The organism is Massilia glaciei (assembly GCF_003011895.2).
Taxonomy (GTDB): Bacteria; Pseudomonadota; Gammaproteobacteria; order Burkholderiales; family Burkholderiaceae_D; genus Telluria_A; species Telluria_A glaciei.
The window spans coordinates 1-12,766 of sequence record NZ_PXWF02000066.1; the positions used below are offsets into that span (position 1 = coordinate 1).

Consider the following 12,766-nt stretch of genomic DNA (forward strand, 5'->3'; position numbering starts at 1 on the left):
GCCGGCGACGGGCTTGAGCCGGCGCCGCGGCCGGCCCGGCGCGCGTCGCCGCCCGACTTCGGCGGCAAGGACGACTTCCAGCTGGCCCAGGCGATCCGCCACCTCAAGGGCCAGCCGGTGCGGCTCGCCGCGCTCGCCGCCCCCGCGCGCGGGACGGCCGATCCGGGGGCGATCGCGGTGCCGGCCGGGCCGGCCGCCGCCGCCGCGAAATGAACCCGCGGCAAGATTCGGCGGGGCCCGGCGCCGAACTCGACGACGCCGCCCTGCTGCGCTATTCGCGCCACATCCTGCTCGACGAGATCGGGATCGAGGGCCAGCAGCGCCTGCTGGCCGCGCGCGCGCTCGTGATCGGCGCCGGCGGCCTCGGCTCGCCGGCGGCGCTGTACCTGGCCGCGTCCGGGGTCGGCCAGATCACGCTGGTCGACGACGACGAGGTCGACCTGACCAACCTGCAGCGCCAGATCATGCACGGCACCGCCAGCGTCGGCCGGCCCAAGGTCGAGTCGGGGCGCGCCGCGCTGCTGGCGCTCAACCCGGGGGTGGCGGTGCGCGCGCTGCGCGAGCGCGCCGCCGGCGCGCGCCTCGCGCAACTGGTGGCCGGGGCCGACGTGGTGCTCGACTGCTGCGACAATTTCGCCACCCGCCACGCGGTCAACCGCGCCTGCGTGGCGGGCCGGGTGCCGCTGGTGTCGGGCGCGGCGATCCGCTTCGACGGCCAGCTCGCCGTGTTCGACCCGCGCCAGCCCGGCTCGCCCTGCTACTGCTGCCTGTTCCCCGAGGGCGCCGGCTTCAAGGACGCCGCCTGCGCCAGCATGGGGGTGTTCGCGCCGCTGGTGGGGGTGGTCGGCGCGATGCAGGCGGCCGAGGCGCTCAAGCTGCTGCTCGGGGTCGGCCGCCCGCTGGCCGGGCGCCTGCTGCTGCTCGACGCGCGCGCGATGGAATGGACCAGCATCGGGGTCGCGCGCGACCCGGCCTGCGCCGTGTGCGGGAGCGCCACATAGCAATGAAATAATATTTCATTCAAGGCAGCGAAATGACATAATCCGTTACGAACCCGCGCGGGGCGCGCCGCGCGCGGGTGGCGTACAATTATTGGCGTCCCGATTTCGCCCCCGCCGGGGCAATCGGCCTTATACTCTGCTCTCATCATTCGACCGGACGTTGTTCCTTATGATTATGCCTATCGTTTCCCACCGCATCCCACAGGGCCCGCTGCGCCGGCGCAAGGCGCGCGGATTCACGCTCATCGAAATCATGGTCGTCGTCGTCATCATCGGCATCCTGGGCGCGCTGGTGGTGCCGAAGCTGCTCGGCCGCACGGTCGACGCCCGCATCACGGCCGCCAAGACCGACATCGCCAGCCTGAACGGCATCCTCAAGCTGTACAAGCTCGACAACAACCGCTACCCGACCACCGAACAGGGCCTCAAGGCGCTGATCGAGAAGCCGACCACCGGCCCGACCCCCAACGGCTGGAAGGAAGGCGGCTACGTCGACAAGCTGCCCAAGGATCCATGGGGCAACCCGTTCCAGTACATGTACCCTGGCCTGCACAATAAGAGCGAGCCCGACCTGTACACGCTGGGCGCCGACGGCCAGCCCGGCGGCACCGGCGAAGACGCCGACATCGGCTCCTGGGACAACTAGGAAAGGCGCCGGTGCCCAGACGGCCCAGACGGCCCAACCGGCCGCTTCGCGCAGCGCGCGGCTTCACCCTGGTCGAGCTGATGGTCGTGATGGTCATCATCGGGATCACGATCGGCCTCGTCTCGTTCAACGCCATCCCCAGCTCGCGCCAGAACCTGCAGGCCGAGGCGGCGCGCATCGCGCTGCTGCTGCAGCTCGCGCGCGACGAGGCGATCGTGCGCAACCGGCTCGTCGCGTTCGAGGCCGACTCCCAGCAATACCGCTTTTTGGTGCGCAGCGAGACGCGCTGGGACCCGGTCGACGACGACGAGCTGCTGCGCGAGCGCGAGTTCAAGAGCGCGCCGGTGCAACTGGTGCTCGATCCGGCCGGCAGCGGCGCCGGCGAGAAGCTGCGCATCACGTTCGGGCGCGAGCCGGTTGACCGCCCGTTCGTGCTGACCCTCGCCAGCGGCGACGACAAGGTGGCGATCCGCGCCGACGGCATCGGCCATTTCGTCGTCGAGTGAACGCCATGAACGCCATGACCGCCACGAAGGCCACGAAGGCCACGAAGGCCACGAAGGCCACGAAGGCCACGAGCGCCACGCGTCGCGCGCGCCCGGGCGGCCGGCGCGCGCGCGGCTTCACGCTGCTCGAGGTGCTCGTCGCGCTGGTCATCGTCGGCACCTCGCTGGTGGCCTCGCTGCGCGCCGTCGGCAGCCTCTCGACCAACGCGAGCGCGCTGCGCACCGCCATGATGGCGACCTGGTCGGCCGAGAACCGGCTGGTCCAGATCCGCCTCGCCAAGCAGTTCCCCGCGCTCGGGCGCCAGAGCTTCGACTGCCCGCAGGGCGACCTTATATTGATCTGCCAGGAGGAGGTGGTGGCCAGCCCCAACCCGCGCCTGCGGCGGGTCGAGGTCAGCGTGTTCGAGGCGCGCAATCCGCAGCGCCGCGTCATCAAGCTGATCCAACTGGTGCGCAACCAGTGAGGCGCGGCGCCGGCTTCACGCTCATCGAGCTGCTCGTCGCCATCAGCATCCTGGCGATCGTGGCGGTGCTCGGCTGGCGCGGCCTGGGCACCATTGTGCAGGCGCGCGGCGCCCTGACCGGGCAGATGGAGGCCACGCGCGGCATGCAGCTCGCTTTCGCCCAGATGGAGAGCGACCTCGAGCACCTGGCCGACGACAAGCTGGTCAACGGCCGCCCGTTCCTGCTGGCCGGCGACGACCGCCTGACGCTGGTGCGCAAGACCCACATCGAAAACCAGCCGACCCGGCTGCAGGTGGTGGCCTACCGCCTGCGCGACGGCGTGCTCGCGCGCAGCGAGTCCAACCCGACCGGCGACCTGATCGAACTCGACGCCCTGTGGCAGGCCGCCGCCAGCGGCATCGGCGGCGGCGCCACGGTGCCGCTGCAGGCGAACCTGGGCGCGATGTCGCTCGAGAACTGGGAGCCCGACGGCTGGCGCCCGAGCAACCCGAACGCTAGCGGCGCCGTGCTGCGCCCGCCCATGACGGGCGCGATCGTGCCGACCGGGCTGCGGGTGTCGCTGCAGGTGCCGGGCCAGGGCGCGCCCATGGTCAAGTCCTTCCTGCTGGGGGGGCGCTGATGGAGCCGGCCAAAAAGCACTTGAGGCCGTCCGTGTTCCGGCGCGCGCGCCGGCGCGGCGTGGCCGTGATCACGGCCCTGCTGCTGACCACGCTGGCGGTCACGCTGGTGGCCAGCCTGTTCTGGCAGCAGCAGGTGCAGGTGCGCTCGATGGAGAACCAGCGCCTGCACCTGCAGACCAAATGGATCCTGCGCGGCGCGATCGACTTCACCAGCCTGCTGATGCAGCAGGACGGCATCGACCACGCGCTCAACACCTCGCTGACCCATTTCTGGAACGCGCCGCTGGCCGAGACCCGGCTCGACCAGTACATCGAGCGCGAGCGGGTCGAGGGGGAGAATTTCCAGGCCACGCTGTCGGGCCACATCGTGGACGCCTCCTCGCGTTACAATCTCACCAACCTGGCCGACAAGCGGGTGCCGAGCCGGGAGCACACGGCGATCCTCGCGCGCCTGCTGCGCCATCTGCAGCTCGACCCGGCGCTGGCGGCGCGCGCGGCCAGGGCCATCGCCAACACCCAGCCGGTGCCGTACAACCCCGACGGCACGCCGCTGGCGCTGCCGGGCCAGGTGCCGGTGCAGGGCGCGCCGCTGGCGCTGGTGCACGTCGACGACCTGGCCGCGATCCCGGGCTTCACGCCGGCGGTGGTGGCCAAGCTGCGCGATTTCGTGATCGTGCTGCCCAAGCCGACCCAGGTCAACGTCAACACCGCGCCGCCCGAGGTGCTTGCGGCCCTGATCGACAGCTACACGGTGGCCCAGGGCAACGCGCTGGTGGCGCGGCGCAAGCAGGCCGACTGGCGCACCGATGCCGAATTCCTGGCCGCGCTGGGCGGGCCGCAGCCGGCGGTGGCGGGCAGCGCGGTGGTGCGCAGCGATTATTTCCTGATCCAGAGTCGGATCAGGCTCGACCGCGCCGCGCTTGACGCCGAGTCGCTGATCGAGCGCCAGCCGGGCGGCGCCAGCCCGGTGCTGGTGTGGGTGCGGCAAAACTAGTATGGGAATGGATGTGGAATGGGCGCGGCGCGGGCGGCACAGGCGCGGCGGGCAGGCGGCAATCATAACAAGACCAACGGGCCCGGAACGGGCGATTGAAAGAGAGACGGTTTGACTACTTTATATATCCGGCATCCGGCCCGGGCGGAAGGCGAACACGCATTGGCGCGCTTCGCGCTGGTGGCCGACGGCGGCGCGCTGCTGCAGCAGGGCGAGGGCGCGATCCGCAGCCTGGGCGACCTGGTCGCGGCGAGCCGGCGCGTGGTGCTGCTGCTGGCGGCGGCCGACGTCACGCTGCTCCACGTCAAGGCGCCGCCATTGTCCAACGCGCGCCTGAAGTCGGCGCTGCCGGCGCTGGTCGAGGAGCACGTGCTGGGCGACCCGTCCGAATGCGTGCTGGTGGCCGCGCCGTCCGAGTCGCCCGACGGCACCCGCTCGGTGGCGGTGGCGCAGCGCGCCTGGCTCGAGCCGCTGGTCAAGTCGCTGCTGGCGCTGGGCGCGCGCAGCGTCGCCGCGCTGCCGTTCCAACTGTGTCTGCCGCTGCACCCGGGCAGCGTCGCCGCCGCCATCGGCGGCGGCGAGGTCACGCTGCGCCACGGCCTGTACGAGGGCCTGGGGCTGGCGCTGGCCGCGCCCCCCGCGGTCGCGCTGCAGACCGTGCGCGCGCTGGCGGGCGATTCGCCCCTGGTGCTGACGGTGCCGCACGACCAGCTGGGCGAATACCAGGCGCTGGCGCTGGAGGCCGGCCCGGCCATCACGCTCGAGGGCGAGCATTGGGAGCACTGGATCGCCGGCTCCAAGTCGACCACGCTCGACCTGGTGCCGGGCCTGGGCGCGGCCGGCGCCAAGGTGCGCGACTGGCAGCGCTGGCGCTGGCCGCTGCGGGTGGCGCTGCTGGCGCTGCTGGTCAACGTGGTCGGCCTGAACCTCGAATGGCTGCGCCTCAAGCGCGAGGCCGACGCGCTGCGCCTGTCGATCACCCAGACCTTCACCAGGACCTATCCGGGCCAGCCGGTGCAACTGCCGCTGGCGCAGATGCGCGCCAACGTGGCCGCCGCCAAGGCCGGCCAGGGACAGGCCGGGCCGGGCGACATGCTGTACCTGGCCGCCGCCCTCGGCGAGGCCATGCGCAACGAGGGCGGGCCCGCCGTCGCCACGCTCGACTACCGCGCCGGCGCGCTCACGGTCAAGGCCAAGCCCGAGAGCGTGACCGCGGGCGTGGGCGCCAGGCTGGCCGCCGCGCTGGCCGCGCGCGGCCTCGCGCTCGACGAGCAGGGGCCCGGCGTCTGGCGGCTCAGCGCCAGCCCGGCGGGCGTCCCCGCCCCGGGCGCCAACGTCATCCGGGTCCCGGCCGGCAGCACCGTCACCACCACCACAGGAGGCCAGCAATGAGCGCCGTCAACGTCCTCAACGCCCACCGCGAGCGCTTCGCGCTGGCCTGGCTCGCGCGCACCGAGCAGGAGCGCAAGTACATCGCCGCCGGCGCCGTGGCGCTGGCCGCCGCGCTGGTCTATCTGGTCTTCATCGGCCCGGCGCTGGAGGGGCGCGCCGACCTGCGTAAGAACATTCCGGCGCTGCGCCAGGACGCGGCCACCATGCAGGCGCTGGCGCAGGAGGCGGCCCAGTTCGGCAACCAGGGCGCGCTCCAGGTGACCCCGGTCACGCAGGCCTCGCTGACGGCCAGCCTGGCCGCGAACGGCATCACGGCCGCGCCGGGCGCGCTGGTGGTGGTCGGCGAGAACGCCAAGCTCGACCTCTCAAACGTTCCGTTCGCCAACCTCACCGCCTGGCTCGACGCCCAGCGCCGCGAGCACCGCCTCGCCGTGCAGGAGGCGACCGTGGTGGCGCTGGCCGCGCCCGGGATGGTCGACGCGACGCTGGCGCTGCGCCAGAACAACGGTTCAGGGGCCCAATGAGGCGCACCATGCTATGGTTGCTCGCCGTCATCGTGACGGTGGCGGCGACGGTGCTGGTGTTCCTGCCGGCCGCGTGGCTGGGCCAGGTTGTCGAGAAGCAAACCGGCGGCCGTTTGACTCTCGGGGATGCGCAGGGTACGCTGTGGCGCGGCTCGGCGTTTGTGGGCGGCGCGGCCGGCCGGGGCGGCGCCGTCACGCCGCTGCTGCCGGGGCGCTTCGCGTGGCGCCTGTCGCCGCTGGTGCTGCTCGGCCAGGTCGACCTGGAACTTGAGAACCCGCTGGCGCTGGCGCAGCCGGTGGCCCTCACCGGCAGCTGGTCCGACTGGCGCGTGAGCGCCGGCACGCTGCTGCTGCCGGCCGGCGGGCTGGCCGGGCTGGGCGCGCCGCTCAACACGCTCGCGCCGAGCGGCAACATGCGCCTTGGCTGGAGTTCGCTCGACCTGGCGCGGCTGGGCAACGCGGTCGCGGTCAGCGGGCGCACGGTGCTGAGCATGGAGGACATGGGCTCGCGGGTGTCGGCCGTCAAGCCGCTGGGCAGCTACGAAATGGTGCTCGACTGGCGCGGCGCGCGGGTCGACCTCGATTTGAAGACGGTGCGCGGGGCGCTGCTGTTGTCGGGCAAGGGAACGCTCGAGAACGGCCGCCTCGATTTCTCGGGACAGGCGCGCGCCGCCGAAGGGTACGAAGAATCGCTGGGCAGCCTGCTCAATCTGCTGGGCCAGCGCCGAATGGTTGACGGAAAAAACATAATCGCCTTAGAGTTCAAACAATGAAAAAACACTCACGCAACACCGCCGGCCTTTCCGCTTTGCCCCTGCGTAAGATCGCGGCCGGCATCATGCTTTGCTGCGCGGTCGGCGGCAACGGCCCGGTCTGGGCCCAGGCCGAGGGACAGGCGGCGCTCAATTTCGTCAACACCGACATCGAGTCGGTGATCAAGGCGGTCGGCCACTACACCGGCACCACCTTCATCATCGACCCGCGCATCAAGGGCAACCTGACGCTGGTGTCGGAGCAGCCGATCAGCAAGGCGCAGGCCTTCAGCCTGCTGACCTCGGCGCTGCGGCTGCAGGGCTACGCGGTCGTCACCGGCGACGGCTACGCCAAGGTGGTGCCCGAGGCCGAGGCCAAGCTGCAGGCCTCGCCGACCTACGTCGGGGTCGGCCGCACGCGCGTCAAGGGCGACCAGATCGCGACCCAGATCTTCTACCTGGGCCACGAGTCGGCGGCCAACCTGACGGCGGTGCTGCGCCCCCTGATCTCGCCCAACAACTCGATCATGGCCAACCCGGGCAACAACAGCCTGGTCATCACCGACTACGCCGACAACCTGGCGCGCCTGTCCAAGATCATCGCCGCGCTCGACGCCCCGGTCGCCGGCGGGGTCGAGGTGGTGCCGGTGCGCCACGCGATCGCCAGCGACCTCGCCGCGCTGGTCGGCAAGCTGCTCGAGCCGAGCGCCGGCGGCGACTCCGGGCGCGTGAGCGTGGTGGCCGACCCGCGCACCAACTCGCTGGTGGTGCGCGCGCCCTCGCCGGCGCGCGCCAACCTGGCCAAGGCGCTCATCGACAAGCTCGACCAGCCGACCACGCAGGCCGGCAACGTGCACGTGGTTTACCTCAAGAACGCCGACGCCGTCAAGCTGGCCGCGACGCTGCGCGCGGTGGTCTCGCAGGACGCCTCGGCGCTGCCGCAACAGCAGGACGGCACCAGCGGCGGCACGGTCCAGGCCGGCATGGGCGCGGGCGCGGGCGGCGCCGGCGGCCAGGGCCAGGGCCAGCAGGGCGGCCTCGGGTCCGGCGCCTCGAGCATGAATTCGCAGGTCCAGCAGGCCGCCGGCGGCGGCGGCGGCGCCAACAGCGCCGGCTACATCCAGGCCGACGCCTCGACCAACACCCTGATCATCACCGCGCCGGACGCGGTGTACCGCAACATGCGCGCCGTCATCGACATGCTCGACGTGCGCCGCGCCCAGGTCTACATCGAGTCGCTGATCGTCGAGGTCAACGCCGAGAAGGCCTCCGAGTTCGGGATCCAGTGGGTCGGCGCGAGCGGCAACGGCAACAGCACCTACCGGGTCGGCGGCCTGCAGTCGTTCACCGGCGGGGGCAACGCCAACAACATCGGCGGCGTGGCCGGCGCGCTGCTGGCGGCCACCTCGGGCACCGCCGCCGCGGTGCCGACCATCGGCGCCGGCTTCACGGTCGGCCTGTTCAAGCAGGTCGGCGGCGCGCTCGGGCTGGGCGCGCTGGCGCACGCGCTCGAGACCGACGGCAACGCCAACATCCTGTCGACCCCGAACATGCTCACGCTCGACAACGAGGTGTCGACCATCAAGGTCGGCCAGAACGTGCCGATCATCAGCGGCCAGTTCACCACCGCCGCCGGCGGCGCCAACGCCAACCCGTTCCAGACCATCGACCGGCGCGACGTCGGCCTGATGCTCAAGGTGCGCCCGCAGATCTCCGAGGGCGGCACCATCAAGATGGCGATCTACCACGAGTCCTCGAGCGTCGACCCGGCCAGCCTGAACTCGCCGGCCGGCGTGACGACCAACATCCGCATCATCGAGAACAACGTGATCGCCGACGACGGCCAGATCATCGTGCTCGGCGGCCTGATCGAGGACACCGAGGGCGACGGCGTCGAGAAGGTGCGCGGGCTGGGCGACATCCCGGTGCTGGGCAACCTGTTCAAGTACCAGACCCGCAAGCGCGCCAAGAAGAACCTGATGGTGTTCCTGCGCCCGGTGATCGTGCGCAGCAAGGAGCAGAGCAGCGACATCGCCGCCGACCGCTACGACTACATGCGCGCCTCGGGCCTGTCGGCCCAGCCGCCGACCGGCAACGCCCTGATCCGCGACCTCGGCGCCCCGGTGCTGCCGCCGCTGGTGAACGGCCAGCCGCCGGCCGGCGGCGCCATGGCGCGCATGCCGGCGCCGCGGCCCGGCGCCAAGACCCTGGTCAAGCCCGGCGCGCCCGTGGCCAGCCCGTCGGGCATCCAGTACCGCGCCGTGACGCCGATCGAAAAAAAATAGAGCCCCTATGAACAACCTGTTGCCATACGCCTTCGCCCGCGACTTCGGGGTCCTCGCGCGCCCGAGCGAGGAGCTCGAGCACACGGTCGAAGTGTGGGTCTCGGGCGCGTCCAAGCCGGCCGCCATCGCCGAGGTCTCGCGCCGCTTCGGGCGCGTCTCGCTGCGCTCGATGGAGCGCGCCGAGCTCGAGGCGGCCATCGCCAACGCCTACGCCGGCAGCGGCGGCGACGCCTCGCAGGTGGTCGACGAGTTCGACGCCGACCTCGACCTGACCAAGCTGCTGCAGGACGTGCCGGCGATCGAGGACCTGCTCGAGTCGTCCGACGACGCGCCCGTGATCCGCATGATCAACGCGCTGCTGACGCAGTCGCTGCGCGAGGGGGCGTCCGACATCCACATCGAGCCGTTCGAGCAGACCTCGGTGGTGCGCTTCCGGATCGACGGCGCGCTGCGCGACATCGTGCGCCCGCGCAAGGCGATCCACGCCTCGCTGATCTCCCGCATCAAGATCATGGCGCAGCTCGACATCGCCGAGAAGCGCCTGCCCCAGGACGGGCGCATCACGCTGCGGGTGGGCGGCAAGCCGGTCGACGTGCGCGTCTCGACGCTGCCGACCGGCCACGGCGAGCGCGCCGTGCTGCGTCTGCTCGACAAGGAGGCCGGCAAGCTCGACCTCGGCCACCTCGGCATGGCGCCGGCGCTGCTGCCGCAGTTCGACACCCTGATCAAGCAGCCGCACGGGATCGTGCTCGTGACCGGCCCGACCGGCTCGGGCAAGACCACCACGCTGTACGCGGCGCTGTCGCGCCTGAACGCGAGCACCACCAACATCCTGACCGTGGAGGACCCGATCGAGTACGACCTGGTCGGGGTCGGCCAGACCCAGGTCAACGCGCGCATCGACATGAGCTTTTCCAAGGCCCTGCGCGCCATTTTGCGGCAGGACCCGGACGTGATCATGATCGGCGAGATCCGCGACCTCGAGACCGCCCAGATCGCGGTGCAGGCCTCGCTGACCGGCCACCTGGTGCTGGCCACGCTGCACACCAACGACGCCGCCGCCGCCGTCACGCGCCTGCTCGACATGGGGATCGAGCCGTTCCTGCTGTCGTCCTCGCTGCTGGGCGTGATGGCGCAGCGGCTGGTGCGCAAGCTGTGCGTGCACTGCAAGGCGCCGGAGCCGGGCGACGGCGCCAGGCCGGGCTCCCACTACTACCGCGCGGTCGGCTGCGACAAGTGCGGCCAGACCGGCTACCACGGCCGGGTCGGGGTCTACGAGCTGCTCCAGACGACCGAGCTGATCCGTGAACAGATCCACAACCGCGCCTCCGAGGCCGAGATCCGCCGCGCGGCCCAGGCCACCGGCATGAAAACCATGCGCGAGGACGGCCAGCGCTGGCTCGACGACGGCACCACGACGCAGGCCGAGTTGCTGCGCGTGACCAAGGACTGAAGATGCCAGCATTCCGCTACGAAGCCGTCGACGCCGGCGGCGCCACGCGCAAGGGCGTGGTCAACGCCGACAGCCCGCGCTCGGCGCGCGCCGACCTGCGCATGCAGGGGCTGACCCCGCTCGCGGTCGACGCCATCGCCGACCAGCTCGACGCCTCGGGCGCGGCCAAAAGCCGCGGCTTCGGCGAGCGCTTGTCGACGGTCGAACTGGCGCTGTTCACGCGCCAGCTCTCGAGCCTGCTCGAGGCCGGGCTGCCGCTCGAGCAGGCCTTCACCGCCCTGCTCGAGCAGGCCGAGCGCCCGTTCGTGCGCGACCTGGTCGCCTCGATCCGCTCCGAGGTCATGGGCGGGGCCTCGTTCTCGGACGCGCTGTCGCGCCACCCGCGCGACTTCGAGCCGATCTACCGCGCGCTGGTCGCCTCGGGCGAGCAGATCGGCCACCTGGCGCGCGTGCTCACGCGGCTGGCCGACTACCTCGAGCGGCGCAACGCGCTGGTCCAGAAGGTGCGCCTGGCGTTCCTGTACCCGGGCATCGTCACCGTGGTCGCGTTCGCGATCGTGATCTTCCTGCTCACCTACGTGGTGCCGCAGATCGTCACGGTGTTCGCCAACACCAAGCAAAAGCTGCCGCTGCTGACCGTGATGATGCTGGCCGTGTCGGACTTCACGCGGGCCTACGGCGTCGCCGTGTTCATCGGCCTGGTCGCCGCGTTCGTCGCGTGGCGCCGCGCGCTGCGCGACCCGGGCCTCAAACGGCGCTGGCACACCTGGCTGCTGACCGCGCCCGTGTACGGCAAGTTCGAGCGCAGCCTGAACACGGCGCGCTTCGCCAGCACGCTGGCCATCACCACCGGCTCGGGGGTGCCGATCCTGCAGGCGCTCGACACCAGCCGCGACACCCTGTCCAACGTGGCCATGAAGGAGCTCGTCGAACAGGCCAGCGCCAGCGTGCGCGAGGGCGTGAGCCTGGCGCGCGCGCTGTCGGCGCAAAAGCACTTCCCGCCGATGCTGGTGCACATGATCCGGGCCGGCGAGATCACGGGCGAACTGCCCGCGATGCTCGAGCGGGCCGCCAACTCCCAGCAGCAGGACCTCGAGCGGCGCACCCTGACCATCGCCGGCCTGCTCGAGCCGGTGCTGATCCTCACGATGGGGGTGGTGGTGCTGCTGATCGTGCTTGCCGTCCTGATGCCGATCATCGAAATCAATCAGCTGGTGCGCTAAGCTGCTGAAGAGAAACCAAGGAATACCATGAAGCGCCTGCCTGAAATAACCACCTTTGCCGCCGTGCTGGCCCTGTCGGCGTCGCTGACCTACTGGGGCATGGAGATGTACAAGCCGAAGGAGCGCCCGCTGGCCGTGGCCGAACTGGCGGCCGCGCCCGAGCCCGCGCTCGACGCGGCGGCGGGCCTGTTCGGCGGCCAGCCGGCTAGCACCGCCAGCAACTACCAGCTCACGGGCGTGATCGCGGCCGGGCGCGACAGCGCCGCCATCCTGATCGCCGACAGCGGGCAGCCGCGGGCGGTCAAGATCGGCAAGGACGTGGTCCCGGGCGTTACCGTGGTCGAGGTCCATCCGCGCCACGTGATGCTGTCCGAGAACGGCATGCGCAAGCGCGTCGAGCTCACGGCCGACACCCGGCCTCCGGCAACCATGGGCGGCGCGGTCGAGCCGCCCAACCCGGCCCAGCTGCAGTACCAGCAGCCGGCCGAGCAGCCGATGAACCGCCAGCAGAGCCAGCAGCCGATCCCGCAGGAGGGCGATCAGCCGCCGCAGCTGGTCGACGCGCCGCCGATCCCGACCCCGCCGCCGCCGCCGCAGGTCGAGATGCCGCCGCCGACCCGCTCGACCGGCGTGTCGCCGCCGACCGAGTAGGCCGCGGCCGAATCGCGGCAGAACCGCCGCGGGCCGCCGCCAGTGCGCCGCCGCCCGCCGACAAGCGCGCCGGCGCGGCGCACCCGTAACGCCCGAGGAACCTTGACCATGACCGTGTTCTCCGCCCTTGCTGCCTGCCTCGGTTCGTTGTTCCTGATCGCCGCGCCCGGCGGCGCCGCCAGCACCCCCTCCAGCCCCTCCAGCGCCCCCGCCGCCGGCACGACGTCCAGCGCCGACGCCACGCCCGCCGCCGA

13 protein-coding genes and 1 pseudogene are annotated in these 12,766 nt (G+C 71.6%); all 14 read left to right on the top strand.

Annotation, left to right across the window (positions count from 1 at the left end; all coding sequences use genetic code 11):
* Window positions 1–213, top strand: a pseudogene (locus C7C56_RS28615) (hypothetical protein); the annotation flags it as partial.
* Window positions 210–1,001, top strand: coding sequence for a HesA/MoeB/ThiF family protein (locus C7C56_RS05020; protein ID WP_106756381.1), 792 nt, complete (start codon window positions 210–212; stop codon window positions 999–1,001). The pseudogene C7C56_RS28615 and the gene C7C56_RS05020, both read left to right, overlap by 4 nt.
* 175 nt (window positions 1,002–1,176) lie before the next feature.
* Window positions 1,177–1,647 (top strand): type II secretion system major pseudopilin GspG, encoded by a 471-nt coding sequence (gene gspG, locus C7C56_RS05025; RefSeq protein ID WP_106756393.1) that lies wholly within the window; start codon window positions 1,177–1,179, stop codon window positions 1,645–1,647.
* Window positions 1,648–1,658: 11 nt separating this feature from the next.
* Window positions 1,659–2,153: a GspH/FimT family pseudopilin gene (locus C7C56_RS05030; RefSeq protein ID WP_267874667.1), complete on the top strand. Its 495-nt coding sequence runs from the start codon at window positions 1,659–1,661 to the stop codon at window positions 2,151–2,153.
* Between the two features lie 5 nt (window positions 2,154–2,158).
* Window positions 2,159–2,617: a type II secretion system minor pseudopilin GspI gene (gene gspI / locus C7C56_RS05035; RefSeq protein WP_229458138.1), complete on the top strand. Its 459-nt coding sequence runs from the start codon at window positions 2,159–2,161 to the stop codon at window positions 2,615–2,617.
* Entirely contained in the window at window positions 2,614–3,237 is a 624-nt protein-coding gene (locus C7C56_RS05040) for a PulJ/GspJ family protein (protein ID WP_106756384.1), read from the top strand. The genes gspI and C7C56_RS05040 overlap by 4 nt, the downstream gene beginning before the upstream one ends.
* Window positions 3,237–4,232 carry a type II secretion system minor pseudopilin GspK gene (gene gspK, locus C7C56_RS05045; RefSeq protein WP_106756385.1) on the top strand — a complete coding sequence of 332 codons (996 nt, stop codon included), beginning with the start codon at window positions 3,237–3,239 and terminating at the stop codon, window positions 4,230–4,232. Before C7C56_RS05040 ends, gspK begins: the two co-directional genes overlap by 1 nt.
* Window positions 4,233–4,343: 111 nt before the next feature.
* Window positions 4,344–5,624, top strand: coding sequence for a type II secretion system protein GspL (gene gspL, locus C7C56_RS05050; protein ID WP_106756386.1), 1,281 nt, complete (start codon window positions 4,344–4,346; stop codon window positions 5,622–5,624).
* Entirely contained in the window at window positions 5,621–6,148 is a 528-nt protein-coding gene (locus tag C7C56_RS05055) for a type II secretion system protein M (RefSeq protein WP_106756387.1), read from the top strand. The genes gspL and C7C56_RS05055 overlap by 4 nt, the downstream gene beginning before the upstream one ends.
* Complete coding sequence (gene gspN, locus C7C56_RS05060) at window positions 6,145–6,921, top strand: type II secretion system protein N (protein ID WP_106756388.1); 777 nt, start codon at window positions 6,145–6,147, stop codon at window positions 6,919–6,921. Before C7C56_RS05055 ends, gspN begins: the two co-directional genes overlap by 4 nt.
* Window positions 6,918–9,185 (top strand): type II secretion system secretin GspD, encoded by a 2,268-nt coding sequence (gene gspD, locus C7C56_RS05065; protein WP_106756389.1) that lies wholly within the window; start codon window positions 6,918–6,920, stop codon window positions 9,183–9,185. Before gspN ends, gspD begins: the two co-directional genes overlap by 4 nt.
* A gap of 7 nt (window positions 9,186–9,192) precedes the next feature.
* The gene (gene gspE / locus C7C56_RS05070) at window positions 9,193–10,638 is read left to right on the top strand and encodes a type II secretion system ATPase GspE (RefSeq protein WP_106756390.1); all 1,446 of its coding nucleotides are present in this window, start codon (window positions 9,193–9,195) and stop codon (window positions 10,636–10,638) included.
* 2 nt (window positions 10,639–10,640) lie between these two features.
* The gene (gene gspF / locus C7C56_RS05075) at window positions 10,641–11,861 is read left to right on the top strand and encodes a type II secretion system inner membrane protein GspF (RefSeq protein WP_106756391.1); all 1,221 of its coding nucleotides are present in this window, start codon (window positions 10,641–10,643) and stop codon (window positions 11,859–11,861) included.
* 27 nt (window positions 11,862–11,888) lie between these two features.
* Window positions 11,889–12,512: a type II secretion system protein N gene (locus tag C7C56_RS05080; protein WP_106756392.1), complete on the top strand. Its 624-nt coding sequence runs from the start codon at window positions 11,889–11,891 to the stop codon at window positions 12,510–12,512.
* Window positions 12,513–12,766: the final 254 nt, after the last annotated feature.